12 protein-coding genes (1 of these 12 only partly in view) are annotated in these 15,000 nt (G+C 45.5%); 4 read left to right on the forward strand and 8 right to left on the reverse strand.

Translation table 11 applies throughout. The features are described from left to right. Positions 1 to 88: 88 nt before the first annotated feature. A complete protein-coding gene (locus QC759_RS02990; RefSeq protein WP_081944545.1) occupies positions 89 to 547 on the reverse strand; it encodes an archease in 459 nt (152 codons plus the stop codon). A gap of 39 nt (positions 548 to 586) precedes the next feature. Beyond that, positions 587 to 2,872 carry a CDC48 family AAA ATPase gene (locus QC759_RS02995; protein ID WP_048072270.1) on the reverse strand — a complete coding sequence of 762 codons (2,286 nt, stop codon included), beginning with the start codon at positions 2,870 to 2,872 and terminating at the stop codon, positions 587 to 589. A 304-nt stretch (positions 2,873 to 3,176) separates the two neighbouring features. On the opposite strand from QC759_RS02995, the gene QC759_RS03000 reads away from it, so the two are divergent. Further along, complete coding sequence (locus QC759_RS03000; protein WP_048072271.1) at positions 3,177 to 3,365, forward strand: hypothetical protein; 189 nt, start codon at positions 3,177 to 3,179, stop codon at positions 3,363 to 3,365. 184 nt (positions 3,366 to 3,549) lie between these two features. On the opposite strand, the gene QC759_RS03005 is transcribed toward QC759_RS03000, so the two are convergent. Further along, positions 3,550 to 4,710, reverse strand: coding sequence for an ORC1-type DNA replication protein (locus tag QC759_RS03005; protein ID WP_394326405.1), 1,161 nt, complete (start codon positions 4,708 to 4,710; stop codon positions 3,550 to 3,552). An 86-nt stretch (positions 4,711 to 4,796) separates the two neighbouring features. Then, positions 4,797 to 5,549 (reverse strand): 6-hydroxymethylpterin diphosphokinase MptE-like protein, encoded by a 753-nt coding sequence (locus QC759_RS03010; protein ID WP_048072273.1) that lies wholly within the window; start codon positions 5,547 to 5,549, stop codon positions 4,797 to 4,799. Positions 5,550 to 5,619: 70 nt separating this feature from the next. Here QC759_RS03010 and QC759_RS03015 point away from each other — a divergent pair, with 70 nt between their 5' ends. Next, complete coding sequence (locus QC759_RS03015) at positions 5,620 to 6,768, forward strand: pyridoxal-phosphate-dependent aminotransferase family protein (protein WP_048072274.1); 1,149 nt, start codon at positions 5,620 to 5,622, stop codon at positions 6,766 to 6,768. 189 nt (positions 6,769 to 6,957) lie between these two features. Here the strand turns inward: QC759_RS03015 and QC759_RS03020 are convergent, their stop codons facing one another. The 3 genes from QC759_RS03020 to QC759_RS03030 all read right to left on the reverse strand — a co-directional run bounded on the left by QC759_RS03020 (position 6,958) and on the right by QC759_RS03030 (position 11,736). Continuing rightward, positions 6,958 to 8,313: a B12-binding domain-containing radical SAM protein gene (locus QC759_RS03020; RefSeq protein WP_048072275.1), complete on the reverse strand. Its 1,356-nt coding sequence runs from the start codon at positions 8,311 to 8,313 to the stop codon at positions 6,958 to 6,960. Between the two features lie 443 nt (positions 8,314 to 8,756). Continuing rightward, a complete protein-coding gene (locus QC759_RS03025) occupies positions 8,757 to 10,109 on the reverse strand; it encodes a B12-binding domain-containing radical SAM protein (protein ID WP_048072276.1) in 1,353 nt (450 codons plus the stop codon). Between the two features lie 34 nt (positions 10,110 to 10,143). Further along, positions 10,144 to 11,736, reverse strand: a complete 1,593-nt coding sequence (locus QC759_RS03030; protein WP_048072277.1) for a thiamine pyrophosphate-binding protein — start codon at positions 11,734 to 11,736, stop codon at positions 10,144 to 10,146. Positions 11,737 to 12,006: 270 nt separating this feature from the next. Here QC759_RS03030 and acs point away from each other — a divergent pair, with 270 nt between their 5' ends. Beyond that, complete coding sequence (gene acs, locus QC759_RS03035; RefSeq protein WP_082055695.1) at positions 12,007 to 13,920, forward strand: acetate--CoA ligase; 1,914 nt, start codon at positions 12,007 to 12,009, stop codon at positions 13,918 to 13,920. Between the two features lie 141 nt (positions 13,921 to 14,061). Here the strand turns inward: acs and QC759_RS03040 are convergent, their stop codons facing one another. Then, complete coding sequence (locus tag QC759_RS03040) at positions 14,062 to 14,517, reverse strand: dCTP deaminase domain-containing protein (RefSeq protein WP_048072279.1); 456 nt, start codon at positions 14,515 to 14,517, stop codon at positions 14,062 to 14,064. A gap of 172 nt (positions 14,518 to 14,689) precedes the next feature. Between QC759_RS03040 and QC759_RS03045 the strand changes: the two genes are divergently transcribed. Next, a protein-coding gene (locus tag QC759_RS03045) for a class I SAM-dependent methyltransferase (RefSeq protein ID WP_048072280.1) crosses the window boundary here: on the forward strand, positions 14,690 to 15,000 show its 5' portion. The gene runs 367 nt beyond the window's last position; 311 of the gene's 678 nt are visible here — the first part of the coding sequence; its start codon is at positions 14,690 to 14,692; the stop codon falls past the right edge of the window.

Consider the following 15,000-nt stretch of genomic DNA (forward strand, 5'->3'; position numbering starts at 1 on the left):
AATAGAATTAAATAAAATAGAATTAAATAAAATAGAATTAAATAAAATAGAATTAAATAAAATAGAATTAAATCATGGTAGAGGCACTTTATGTGTCGAGAATAACCTGTAAAGTGCAGCCAGATTTATCTTCAGTGATCTCCATTAAATGGAAGGTGACCGCCTTAACCTCATCCCTCACCTCGTGTGTTTCCTGGTGGAATTCTTCTCCCCACACCTCCCCCTGTAATCGGAAGGATTCTGGTCCCTCCTGGTTTATGTTAACCGAGAACTTGGAGAAAACCAGTCCCTCATAGTCATGTAAAAATAGCAATTCACTGAGCCAGTCATAAAGGAGGGCCTTTTTATCCTCAGATTCCACCATAACCTCTCTTTTAATGGTGGGCTTTATCTGGGGGGTGTCCGTCATTACCTCGAACATGGCCCGGGCCGCGTTCTGGAAGGCCTCTTCCAGATCCATACCATGGGCCCGGAATCCCACATCGGCAGTTACATCAAAAAATTCAAACTTTTTTAGGGTTTTATTCTCTGCTTTATTATTATCCACTGATCTAACTCCTTTTTGAAAAAATTTAAACAGGCCTTCTCAGGCCACTTCCCGGGGGAACTCTTCCCTCACTTTTTTAGGTTCCAGTCCCCGGCCCAGTTTCTGGGCTATTTGCTGGTAGTATTCCTTGGTTTTAGGGGTGGTAGAGGGGTTAATTTTCTTCAAAGCCTCTTTGAAATGGCGGTAAGACACTTTCTGAATATTCATATCTTCATGGAGTGCAATCATACCTGCCTTACGACAAAGAACTTCAATATCTGCCCCAGAATAACCTTCTGTCTTTTTGGCCAGTTCTTTAAGTTTAACATCTTCATCCAGTGACATGTGTCCAGTGTGAACCTTTAATATTTCTTTTCTGGCATTTTCATCTGGGGGTGGCACCAGTACCACTTCATCGAACCGCCCGGGACGCAGGAGTGCCGGGTCCATGAGGTCCGGTCGGTTGGTGGCTCCAATTACCACCACTCCCCGGAGTTCCTCCAGGCCATCCATCTCCGAGAGGATGGTGTTGACCATACGTTCGGTGACTCGGGGTTCACCGGCAGCAGATCCCCTTATTGGAGCTATGGCATCAATTTCGTCAAAGAACACAATACAAGGTGAGGCTTGTTTGGCTTTTTTGAATATTTCCGCGATTTTCCGTTCAGATTCCCCGAACCATTTGCTCAGTATTTCTGACCCCTTAACCGAGATGAAGTTAGCCTGGGATTCTGTGGCCACTGCCTTGGTGAGCATTGTTTTCCCGGTTCCCGGGGGTCCGAAGAGTAGGATGCCCTTGGAGGGTTGTATTCCAATGCGCTGGAAGGAAGAGATATTGCTCAGGGGCCATTCCACCACTTCCTTTAAGCTTTCCTTGAGTTCATCCAGTCCCCCTATATCTTCCCAGTGGACGTTGGGTACTTCAATGAACACTTCCCTTAGTGCAGAGGGGTTGATGGATTTCATGGAATCCATAAAATCGTTGCTGGTGACGAAGAGTTTTTCCAGAATTTCCGGATCAATACGCTGCTCCTGCAAATCTATATCGGGTAAAACTCTCCTTAAAGCATGCATAGCTGCTTCTCGACAGAGTGCTGCCAGGTCCGCTCCTACAAATCCATGGGTGGTTTCAGCCAGCTCGTTGATGTCCACGTCATCAGATAGGGGCATAGCACGAGTGTGTATTTCCAGTATTTCAATCCTACCGTCCCGGTCGGGTACGCGTAGTTCTATTTCCCGGTCGAATCGTCCGGGTCTGCGGAGGGCAGGGTCCAGGGCATCGGGCCGGTTGGTGGCCCCAATGACAATTACCTTTCCCCGTTCTTTCAATCCATCCATCAGGGCCAGTATCTGGGCCACCACTCTTCGTTCAACTTCACCCGTGACTTCCTCCCTCTTGGGGGCAATAGCGTCAATTTCATCTATGAATATCACGGTGGGGGCATTTTCAGCTGCTTCCTCGAATATTTCACGGATCTTTTTTTCTGCTTCTCCCACAAATTTGCTCATGACTTCCGGCCCGTTGATGGCCACGAAGTTGGATCCGCTTTCACTGGCCACTGCCTTGGCCAGGAGGGTTTTCCCGGTACCTGGTGCACCGTGGAGGAGTATTCCCTTGGGAGGGTCTATTCCCAGACGGTCGAATATTTCGGGGTGGCGTAGAGGGAGTTCGATCATTTCCCGGACCTTGGACATTTCCTTTTTAAGTCCACCCACATCATCGTAGGTAACATCCGGAACCTTTTTCTCCATGACCTCCACTGCCTCGGGCCGGACTTCAACCACGGTGCTATCGTTGATACGTACCAGTCCAGCCGGGCTGGTTGAAACCACCGTGAATTTTATTTCACCCAGTGAGAAGGGGGTGGTGGCTTCGAAAAATTCCCGGAATATGTCTTCAGAACCAGGAAATTCCCTCAGGGTTTCTTTGGTTCGGCGTGGAGAAACCAAGGCCAGAACATCTCCCCTGGTTACTGCCCGACCCATGAGGTTTCTTTTGATGATGTCTCCCGAGGCCATGATGCGCATGCCCTTGGCTGCCGGGGCAATGACCACCTTACTGGCCATTCTGGGTTGTGTTTTGCGGATGGTGATCATCTCGCCAATGGAGGTCCCGGCATTGGAACGGGTTAATCCATCCATGCGTATTATTTCCAGTCCCACATCGGCAGGATAAGAATTCCCGGCAATGGCCCCGATGGTTCGTTTACCAATTATTTCCACAATGTCACCGGGAGCTGCACCAATTTTAGTCATCAGTTCATGATCTATCCGTACCATTCCCTTGCCTACATCCTGCTGTAGTGCTTCAGCAACTCTCAGTTCTATTTCACCACTATCCGGCAATTTAATACCTCCAAATAGTTAAAACAATCTGCAAATTAATTTATTCAACTGTGGTTGTGTGTTTATTACTTTCTGTGGGTTTATCTATGGGTGAGATGATTTAAATTTTTTATTGATCCTAAAAATCCCCTGAACTGGATAATTTACCAGTTAATTCATTCATTTTTAGTTCATTTATTTTTAGTAAGAACTGGGATGAATCTCATCCCACTGTCTTCAGTACCCGGGGATTACTTTTCAGATGCTCTCTATCTCTTTCCTTAAATACGTTATAAGCCTCATTCTTTAATAAAGGAGGCATAACATGCAAAAAAGTTACAGAAGTAATTCAATTCCAGATTTAAGAAGAAAAACTCAGTACAGGGATGAAATAGATTTACGCTACCTGGGTATGCGCTACTTTGTTCCCATGATCATCATGATAACCATAGTCCTGGTCAGTGCCATGATGGTGGCCGCAACCCCCAACTCCAATTTCCCATCCAATATTTAATCAGAACCACAAAATACAGAGATTTAGTATAAGTAACCAGAAACCATATTACTTTTTCTAATTTCAGTGTTTATTTCTAACATGGGAACAGTACTAAGTCAATTAATTAATCCCTTCCCTCTAAGTAAATCAATTACCCTCCTTAAACACTAAGATCTCACCGGAAGATTCTCTGACAGCTTAATTAAAAGTCCAGTATTCTACTAATCTCTTCAGCGCCAAAACGGAGTATTATCAGACGGGAGTTACCCCTGACTCCTTTACCAGTGAATCTGGTATCAATTAATCTTACGAATTCCAGTTTTTTAAGTGCCCGGTCAAAGGAGGCATAACTGATTGAATTTCTGGAGTGTGAATCTTTTTCTCCAGGTTTAGTTTCATCTTTAAGAAGTTCATAAAGGTCTCCTGCAGTTATATCCGCTTCAGCTTTAACTATCATCCTCAACAGATTCTTTTCATCCCCGGATAATTTACTTATGGTATCCTGAAGATGATGGGAGTCAAAGTCTTGCATGGCCCGTTGCAGGTGTTGTTTTTGAATAGTTCGGGAGGCATCAGCCTCAGCAAAATTCCCACTGGTACGTAAAAGATCAATACCCACCCTTAAATCCCCGGTAGACAGTGTAACCTCGGTAATTTCATCTAATAATTCATCAGATAAAACAGATGGATAAAAACCAACTTTAACCCGATCGTGGAGTATGTCCCTGATCTCCTGGAAAGTGTAGGGATCAAACACTATCTCTTGAGGTATAAAGACCGAACTAACATTCTTATCCAGCATGTACCGGAATTCTATGTCGGATATTATGGCAAAAACACCGGTCCGAACCCCTGGAAATACTTCATGAGCCCTTAATATGTCATAAAGTATTTGGTTGGCATTTTTACTGTAAAATAAGTGGTTGATATCGTCCAGGGCCACCACCAGGGCTTTCCCTTCATTGGCCAGTTTTTTCATTATCTCCCCGTAGATACGGGAGAAGGGAACACCAGTTTCTGGAGGGACATGACCGAATATATGCTGGTAGATCTGGGAGAAAATGTTAAAACGGGTGTTATAAAGTTGACAGTTGACATAGGCACAGACCAGTTTTTCGGAACGGCCCTCTACCATTTCAAAGATTTTATGAATGGCAGTGGTTTTACCGGTGGCTGGAGAACCCATAACCACACTATTAACTGGTTTACCGCCCTTTAAAGCTGGCCTGAGGCATAGTGCCAGGGCTTCCATCTGTGATTCGCGGTGAAGATAGTTCTCAGGAATATAATCCGGATTGAATGCAGTTATGTTCTTAAAAAGAGTTTCTTCGCCCATTAAAATATCTTCCACACGTCCTGGCATGATCTTACCCCAAAATGTATTCCCTTAACTTACGTTCCTTACTATTCATCATTAACCTATTCTTCCATAAAAAATATTCCAATGGATCACCACCGGGATAAATCGGCAGGATTTAGGGTTTTCACACCTTGAACTTCTTCCCCACCAGAAATATTTAAAAACTGGACTTGGGTATTGGCAACTGCCCATTCCACCAGTTTTTTAGCCCATTTGAGTTTTTTCTCCTTCACCGAGTCGGCAGGGCCATCCTCCTGGTCTGGTCGGGAGTAATGGGTGACTGTTTTCCCGAAATCCATACCGGAAAGAACGATGACCTGTGCCCCCAAAGCCATGGCCAGGAAAACACAGCGATCCCCGTCGGTGAATCCCCCAAAATTGTAAACACTGGCCAGTGGTTTGCTCTGGGTGGTTCCCATGATATTTACGAGTTGTGGTGTGTATTTTTCCACCTGTTCCCGGTTATTTCCATGGGCATGAACCACCATCAGTGCTCCCTGCTGATTAGCAGTTATTATGTCATTCATCCGCCCGTCAAGGTCAGTTACCACTATATCTGGCACAATACCATCTTCTAGTAAGGCGGTTGTGGCACCATCAGCCGCTATGAAGGTGAATCCATCCAGATCCATCTTCTTCAAATCAGCCAGATTGGGTTTCAGTGAAGGGCCTGCTCCAAAAACTATGACTTTGTCCTTGATATCAATATCCTGTGGAGTTAAAGAACCAACATCATCCAGTATGTTGTTCAATATCTCTGCAGAGAGCTCATCATCATCCCTTTTGAATCCGAAGTCTTCTAGGATGAGCTGGTACCATTGCATCCATAGGGTCAGTTCCATATATAAGGTATATCATTAGTATATACATAATAAAGTTTGGAGGATATTTTTCAAATTGGAGTTGAACAAGATGGATGAAACTTTACTGATGATTCCCGGACCCACCCGTGTGGCACCCAGGGTCCTGAAGGCCATGTCAGAAAACATTGTTAACCACAGAAGCGCCCTTTTCGGTGAAATACTCACTGAAACCAACCAGATGATGTCTGAAGTATTTCAGACTGAAAATCAGTCTTACCTTATCACTGGCTCCGGAACGGCAGCCATGGAGGCCGCCCTGGCCAACACCATCAGTAAGGGAGACCGTGTCTTAAACATCGTCGGTGGTAAATTCGGACAGCGATTCATGCAGATCACCGAAACCCACAAAGGTATTCCAGTGCAGCTGGAAGTAGAATGGGGACACGGTGTTAACCCTGATGATGTACGTTACATCCTGGAAGAGGAAGAAGATATTAAAGCCGTGACCATTGTACACAATGAAACCTCTACTGGTGTAGCTAACCCCATTGATGAAGTGGGTAAGATATTGAAGGATTATGATGCACTTTACATTGTTGATACTGTTTCCAGTTTAGGTGGAGATGACGTATTCGTGGATGGATACGGAATCGATATCTGTGTCACTGGCTCCCAGAAGTGTCTGGCTGCACCTCCAGGTATTGCTGCCGTTACTTTCAGCGATGATGCCTGGGATGTGGTGGATAAAACTGATAATCAGACTTACTATCTTAACATGAAAAAATACCGGAAAAGTGGAGATGCAACCCCACCCGAAACCCCTTACACACCGGCAGTTTCACTGATCTATGCCATGCAGGAAGCATTACGGGTGATCATGGAGGAAGGTCTGGAAGAAAGGGTCAGAAGACACAAACTCGCCGCTGAAGCCACCAGAAATGGTGTTAAAGCCCTGGGATTAGATTTATTCGCCCAGAAAGAAGTGGCCAGTAACACCGTAACCTCAATCAAGATGCCGGAAGGCATAACTGACAAGGAACTCCGGGGTACCATGAGGGAACGCTACCGAATCGAACTGGCCGGAGGCCAGGACCATCTTAAGGGTAACGTGTTCCGTATTGGTCACATGGGTAACATAACCCACCGGGAGATAATCAGTACCATTGCCGCCCTGGAAATGACCATGCAGGGACTGGGACTGGATGTGGAGATTGGATCCGGTGTGGCTGCCGTGGCAGACACTTATTTAGAGGTGTAACCCTAAATAAACTATTAATTTATTTTTTTTAATTTTATTTCTCTTTTTATTTTAATATTAAAGCAATAAGAGTTGTATTCATCTTTATTTTTAAGTTTAAACTTTAAAATTAGGATTTAAAATTAGGATTTAAAAACTAAGAATATTGAAAATAAGGAATAGTGAAAAGAATGAATAAAAAAGGAGGGACTAAATAACCTCCCTGATAACTCCGGCAATGGTCTTAAGTAGTATGGGTCCATCCATCCAGACCTGTTTGAGTATGTAACCCGGTCGGAGGTAGAAGTTCCGGAAGGCCCTGTACTGCAGTTTTCGGAGTTCTTCCAGGGAACAGTCCACCGTGTCCAGGACCGGTGAGATCAGGGTGTATTTAGACCAGTCCTTCACCTTTATAAGGTTTTTTTCAAATGATTCTTTGTAGAATCTGGTTCCGGGGTAGGGTGTGGCCAGCGAGAAAACTGCGTAGGAGGGGTTGAGTTCCCTTACGAATTGCACCGTCCTTTTTATACTGTCCTTGGTGTCCCCTGGCATCCCCAGCACCACTGAGGCTATGGTGCGGATTTTATGTTTCTTAGATAGCTGGAATGCTTGGCGAATCTTGTCAATGGTGATATTTTTGTTGGTGGAGTCCAGCATCTGCTGGTCTGCAGATTCCACTCCCATAAATATGGTTATGCAACCGGCTTTCCTCATCTTCTCCAGGAGATCATCGGATAGGGTATCCACCCGGGCAGTGCATCCCCAGAACACATCCAGCTCCCGTTCCTGGATCTGGTCACAGATGGCCTCTACCATACGGTGGTCCAGGGTGAAGGTGTCGTCCATGAAGGCAATGGTTCCCACTTGGTGATCCCGTACCAGATGTTCCATTTCATCCACCACATTTTCTGGTGAACGCCTTCGTAATTTAGGGCCATGGAGGGCGGCAGAGGCACAGAAAGAACATTGCATGGGGCAACCTCGGCTGGTGATCATGGTGGCCATACCGGTTTTCATGTTGAGCATCTTGTAATGGTCCATGGGCAGCAAATGCCGGGCCGGGAATGGCAGAGCATCCATATCAGTTATGAGGGGGCGGGGTGGGTTCACCTGACCTTTCAGTGCCAGTCCCCTGACCGGGGACAGGTCTCCACCGGATTCCAGGGTTTGCACCAGTTCCAGCATGGTGTACTCCCCTTCACCCATCACCACCACGTCCACGTAATCCTTTTCCAGGATCTCCTGGTAGTTGAAGGTGGGATGGTAACCTCCCATAACCACGGTGGTTTCTGGGAAAACCTTCTTTACTATTTGTGCACTTTTCTCAGCCTGTTTTACGGTGGGAGTTAAGGCGGTGATGGCCACTACTTGGGGGGAGGCTTCTTCCACTGCTTTTTCCAGATCTTCCCAGGTCATCTCCAGTGCTGAGGCATCAATGATACTCACATCATGACCGTTTTCTTCTAAAACTGCTGCCATGTATGATATTCCCAGTGGGGGAGCTACTACTCCAATGAATTTGTATTTAGAGTTAGTTTGAGGGGGGTTTATGAACGTCACTTTCATTTTATCATCTTTAGTTTTTCTTAGGTTTGATCAGTATCCACTACTGATTAATTAACTGAAATCTTTAGGGGTATCATCTGAGGATATCTTTGGATGGATATCTATAAGGATAAAAATCATCGGCACGCACCGATCCACTTTAGATAAAGTGCATCAGCCAGTGATTATTCCCTCAAGAGAGTTCCATCTTACCCTCTTTTTAACCAATAAAAGTTGAGAAAATAACAGTGGTTGTAATTGATAGATATTGGTTAATAATCCTTTATTTAAGGATTAAATCCATATTTAGGGATTATTTTATTTGTAAATGGTGTAATGGGTAAAAATATTAAAATTGAAATAAAGTTATTCAAAGTTATGATATACTGAACTTCTATATAAATGTGATAGCTGATCTGAAGTTCCGTCAGTTATGAGAATTAGTTTAAAGTATTATTACTACTTTAAACTTCTTTGATCATGGCAGCTACAGTCTTTAGAAGTATGGGGCCGTCCATTCGGACCTGTTTCATGAGATAAACTGGTCGAAGGTAGAATTGTCGGAATGCCTTTTTTTGCATCTTTTTAAGCTCATCCAGGGAACAGTCTACTGTCTCCAGAACTGGGGAAAGGAGTGTGTATTTGGACCAGTCCTTGACTTTGATGAGATTGTCCTGCACTGCTTCCTGGTAAAATCGGGTCCCAGGGTAGGGTGTGGCCAAGGAGAAAAGAGCGTAGGAGGGGTTCAGTTCCCGGACGAATTTAATAGTTCTTTCTATGCTTTCCTTGGTGTCTCCTGGCATTCCCAGGACCACGGAGGCTATGGTGCGTATGTCGTTTTCCCGGGAGAGTTTAAAGGCCTGGCGGATCTTGTCAATGGTTATCTGCTTGTTAACCCGGTCCAGTTGCTGCTGGTCCGCAGATTCCACCCCTAAAAATAGGGTGATGCAACCAGAATCGCTGAGTTTCTGGAGTAGTTCATCGGAAAGGGTGTCTGCCCGCGCTGTGCATCCCCAGTAAGTGTCCAGATCCCTTTTTATTATCTCGTCACAGATTTCAGCCACCCGGCTTGGTTTCAGGGTGAAAGTGTCATCCATGAAGGCGATCATGCCCGCGTCATGGTCCTTGATGAGGTGTTCCATTTCATCCACCACATTCTGGGCAGATCTCATTCGCAGTTTATTGCCATGCAGGGCGGCGGAGGCACAGAATGAACATTGCATGGGACATCCTCTGCCCGATATTAGGGTGGCAGTGTGCAGTTTCATGTTCAGTATCTTGTAGTGGTCCATGGGCAACAGATGACGGGCCGGGAATGGTAGTTCATCAAGATCTTCAATGAGAGGTCTTGGGGGTGTTACCACATCCTGGTAGGCAATTCCTTTAACATTTTTAAGGTCGCCTCCTTCCTCCAGTGTTTGCACCAGTTCCAGCATGGTGTACTCCCCTTCACCCATTACCACTAGATCCACGTAATCCTTTTCCAGCATTTCCTGGTAGTTAAAAGTGGGATGATACCCTCCCATAACCACTGTGGCCTGAGGACAGGTTTTCTTGGCTAGTTCCGCAGTTTGCAGGGCCTTGTCAATGGTGGGTGTGAGGGCAGTTACTGCCACCAGCTGGGGGGATACCCTTTTGATCTCCGATTCCAGAGTTTCCCAGCTCATTTCCAGGGCTGCAGCGTCAATGATCTCCACAGCAATATCATTTTGTTCCAGGACTGCGGCCATATAAGCAATACCCAGTGGCGGGGCTACTAAACCTATGAATTTGTATTTTGAATTGAAATAGGGGGGGTTAATAAGAAGTACCTTCATTTAATCACCTGAAAATGTAAAATATTCCAATAATTCAACCAGGGAGGGGGATGTCTTCATTTTCATTAATTTTTATCTCTATAAGTACTGGTTTATTAAGTTTTACTGCCTTCTGCACAGCAACAAAAACATCACCTGGAGAATCCACCATTAAGGCCTTTATATGATATGCTTCGGCCAGTTTAACAAAATCAGGGTTTTCCAGTTCCACCTGAAATGATCCTGAGTAATATAAGTCCTGCCACTGCCGGATTATTCCCAGGGACTGGTTGTTTAAGAGGCAGATGGTAATGGGCAGATCCAGTTCAGCGATGGTGGCCAGTTCCTGGCTGTTCATCTGTAATCCCCCGTCACCCACCACTACCACCACGCTTTTAGAGGGACGTGCCAGGCTTACTCCTACTGCAGCAGGGACTCCATAACCCATAGGTCCAAATCCACCAGAAAATATGAGTGAAAATGGTTCTCTGGCTTTAAGGAGCAGGTTAACCCAGGTGGTATGGCTTCCAGCATCATTGACCAAGATTGAATCCCCCATGGCATCTAAAATCTCCTTTATTGCCCTTTGTGGTTTTAGGGGAATTTCTTTAAAGTCAGTTTCCACTTCGTGAGTTTTCCCATAGGACTGTATTTCTTCTAACCATTTATCAGTGTTATCTGGGCTTGATTCTTTGATTTTATCCAGGAATTCTTTAACATCGCCCTGTATATTCACATCACCCCTTAAAACTCCTTCATCCAGGTTCACCTGAATTAGGGTTCCTGATCCCAGCCCTTTCCGGGTCCTTTCGGATAATCGGCATCCTAAGGCCAATATCAAATCTGAACTTTTCCCGGCAAAGTTAGCTGCTTCTGTACCCCTCAATCCAATCAATCCTACAGAAAGGGGATGCTCTTCACTGATGACTCCCCGGGCAGGGTAGGTGGTGGCCACCGGGATCTGGTTTTTTTCAGCGAAGTTTTGAATATCCCGGGTTGCCTGGGACCATATCACCCCGGTCCCAGCTAGTATTAGTGGTTTCTGGGATCTTTCCACCATCATCCTGATCCTTTCTAACGCACCCCAATCAGTTTCCCGACCTGTTTCTACCCCCATTTCCAGTAAAATGGGGTCAACTTCTTTCTGGAGAATATCTTTAGGGAAATTCAGATGAATTGGACCGGTTTTACCAGTTTTAAGGTCTGAAATCGCCTTTAGGGTGATGTTAATTCCTTCTTCCGGATCGGTTACCAGGTGGCTCTGGAGGGTAATGGGACCGAAAACTGAGTTTAGATCCACATCCTGGAATACGTTTTCACCCTTTAACTGCAGGGGAACGTCTCCAGTGATTACCAGCAATGGTACTGAGTCCTTGTAAGCTGTGGCCACGCCCATTACCATGTTTAATGCCCCGGGTCCTGCGGTGGCAACACAAACCCCCATATGGTGTGATGCTCTTGCATATCCATCAGCAGCGTGGACTGCACCCTGTTCATGGCGGGTTAAAATGTGTTTTATGGTAGATTTTTGGAGTGCCTGGTAAAAGGGGAGAATTTGTTCCCCAGGATAACCGAAGATGAATTCAACCTGTTGTTTCTCCAGTATTTTAACCAGTGCATCGGCCAATGTAATCTTAAGAGCTTCCATGATTAGATTATGGGTGTTTCCACTATAATTAAATATTCCCCACGGAGGAGGTACGGTTTCCCCGAGTCCACTGGCCCCGATTATACCTTGAAAAAATTTATGACCGTGGTTTAACATAATTTAGAGTGTTAATTAGAATAAAAGTTAAGGATAAAAATATGATTACAGTGGATTAATTCCATTGTAAATGAGATTACATAGATATAATAGGGGTTTAGAGGAGGGTTTGATATTTCCAGCGGATTAGAAGCCTTACTCCATGAAGGCAGGTTGTTCCCACCAGGGAAAGATTTAGCAGAAAATAGCAACATCCAAAAATGGATGGAACGCTACGGCATAAAGGATTACGATGAACTACTCCAGCGGGGGCGTGATGACCCGGAATGGTTCTGGGATGAACTGGCCCGGGAATTGGAATGGTTCCAGCCCTATAAAAAGGTCTTAAAATGGGATCCTCCCCATGCAGAATGGTTCGTTGAGGGTAAATTTAACATAGTGCACAATGCCCTGGACCGTCACGTAGGATACTGGCGTAAAAACAAGGTGGCCTATATATGGGAAGGTGAACTGGGCCAGGTTAAGAAGTTAACCTACCATGATCTTTACCGGAAGGTTAACCAGATGGCCAATGCCCTGCGAGGTCTGGGTGTTGGTCGAGGGGATCGTGTAGCTATTTACCTGCCCATGATACTGGAGTTACCCATTGCCATGCTGGCCTGTGCCAAGATCGGAGCGGTGCACAGTGTGGTTTTCTCAGGGTTCTGGGCCAAAGCATTCCGTGAAAGGGCCAACGATGCCCAGGTGAAAGTGGCCATAACTGTAGATGGTTTTTATCGCCGGGGAAAAGTTATACCCCTTAAAGAGAATGTGGATCAGGTCTTAGATGATATCCCCTCCCTGGAAAAACTCATTGTGGTTCGCCATGCTGAATGTCCGGTGGAGATGAAAACCGGCCGGGACCTATGGTGGGATGACGTGACCCAGGGCCAGGAAACTGTATCCCCCACGGAAGTGATGGATGCCGAAGACCCCCTGTTTATTTTATACACCTCCGGAACCACTGGAAAACCAAAAGGAGTACTTCACGTCCACGGGGGTTATGCCGTTGGTATCTACACCACCCTGAAACTGGTATTTGATCTGAAGGATGAAGATATATGGTGGTGTGCCGCGGATATTGGCTGGATCACCGGTCACAGCTACATAGTCTACGCCCCTCTGTTAATGGGTGCCACCTCAGTAATGTATGAAGGTGCTCCGGACTACCCGGAAGCCGACCGGTTGTGGCAGATAATCGAGGAGTACGGGGTGAATGTGTTCTACACCGCCCCAACCACCATCCGCTTGTTCATGAAGTACGGGGAGAAATGGCCCCAGAAACATGATCTAACATCTCTCAGGATTCTGGGAAGTGTAGGTGAACCTATTAATCCCGAAGCCTGGATCTGGTATCATAAACACATTGGGAACCGGCAGTGCCCCATCATGGATACCTGGTGGCAGACAGAAACTGGAATGCACCTTATAACTCCCCTACCCATCACTTCCCTTAAACCAGGGTCCACAGTTAAGCCCTTCCCCACAATCCAGGCCGACGTGGTGGATGATGAGGGAAAATCAGTACGGGAAGGTGGGGGTCATCTGGTTATTAAAACCCCCTGGCCAGCCATGTTCCGCACCCTGTACCAGGACACGGAACGCTACGTGGATGCCTACTGGAGCAAGTTCCCCGGGATGTATCTCAGTGGGGATGTGGCCCGGGTTGATGAGGAGGGATATTTCTGGATACAGGGGAGGGAGGATGACGTTCTGAATGTTGCTGGACACAGGATTAGCACTGCTGAAGTGGAATCTGCCCTGGTGAGCTATGATTCTGTGGCGGAAGCTGCGGTGGTGGGAAAACCAGACCCAGTTAAGGGCGAGGAGATCTGCAGTTTCATCATCCTTAAGGAAGACTTCAAACCCAGCCCCCGCATGAAACACCACCTACGGGAACATGTTCGCCAGGAAATTGGCCCGGTGGCCAGCCCGGCCTGTGTTAACTTCGTTAAAGATCTCCCCAAAACCCGTTCCGGGAAGATCATGCGCCGGGTGATCAAAGCCAAGGTCAAAGGAGATGATGTGGGAGATATAAGCACCCTGGCCAATCCCGAAGCAGTGGATGAACTGGATAATGCCGTTTAAAGCATGACTTGATCATGTAAATATTAAGAGTAGATTAGATTAAGAAAAGATTAGAGAGATTAATAAAAAATTAGGGTAAAAATTAGTTAATTAATTAAAGAAAAAATGGGGCAGTAGGTCCTCCCAGTCCCTTTCTTTTATTTATTCTTCTTCCTGGTAACTGCCATTGTACTCCCCCGATCCTTCCACCGGGAAAACCACTCCCTGGGCGATTCTTTCACCTTGTTTAAGGGTGAAAGGGTGCTCTCCCTGGTTCACCAGTAGAAATTGCAGTGTACCGTAGAAGCCAGGATCACCCACTGCAGTGTAGATGCTTACAAAGGAACGCAGCAGGGTGGATCGGGGTAAGTAGAGCATGGAGTGACCCTTAGGGATTTTTATTTTCCGGTCGATGGTCACACTGTAAGCTGTCTTGGGTTCTAGAGTGTAAATTGGTGGTTCCAGTTTTTCCAGTTCCGGGAGGTTCTTTTCATTGTCAATTAAAGATCCTGGTCCTTTCTGGAGGAAAACTTCATCCACCCTCAAGTCAATTCCCGAGGGCTGCACCAGTTCCGCAAATTCAGGGAATAATTTTACGAGTTCTTTTTCACCTAACATGAGTAATTCTCCTGTAATTGAAGGGTTATCCATCCATTTAGAAACTATGTCTTTTATTTGCTAATAGATATTAAATTAAATTGGATCTTCTAAATAATAATGTATTCCAGAATTACTATAATAGATTTTTTCCAGTTTTAATTCATTGTTAAATTAAACGGAGGGTGATCAAGTGAAGCATGTTAAAAATCATTTTGAAGAGGAAGCAGAAGAATTTGACCAGCTTATACAAACCATAATCCCTTTTTATGAGGATATGGTAAGTGCACTGGTACTTTCACTGCCTTTCCATCCCAAAGAACAGATTAAGATTCTGGATCTGGGTTGTGGTACCGGAAATATATCACAGAAGATAAAAGAAAAATTCCCCAACGCTCGGATCACCTGTGTGGACCTGGCCGAGAACATGATTAAAATGGCAAAGACTAAGCTCTCCCCTTATGATGATATAGAATATCTAAGAGCTGATTTTCGTGAACTGGA

It is taken from the genome of Methanobacterium formicicum (assembly GCF_029848115.1).
GTDB lineage: Archaea > Methanobacteriota > Methanobacteria > Methanobacteriales > Methanobacteriaceae > Methanobacterium > Methanobacterium formicicum.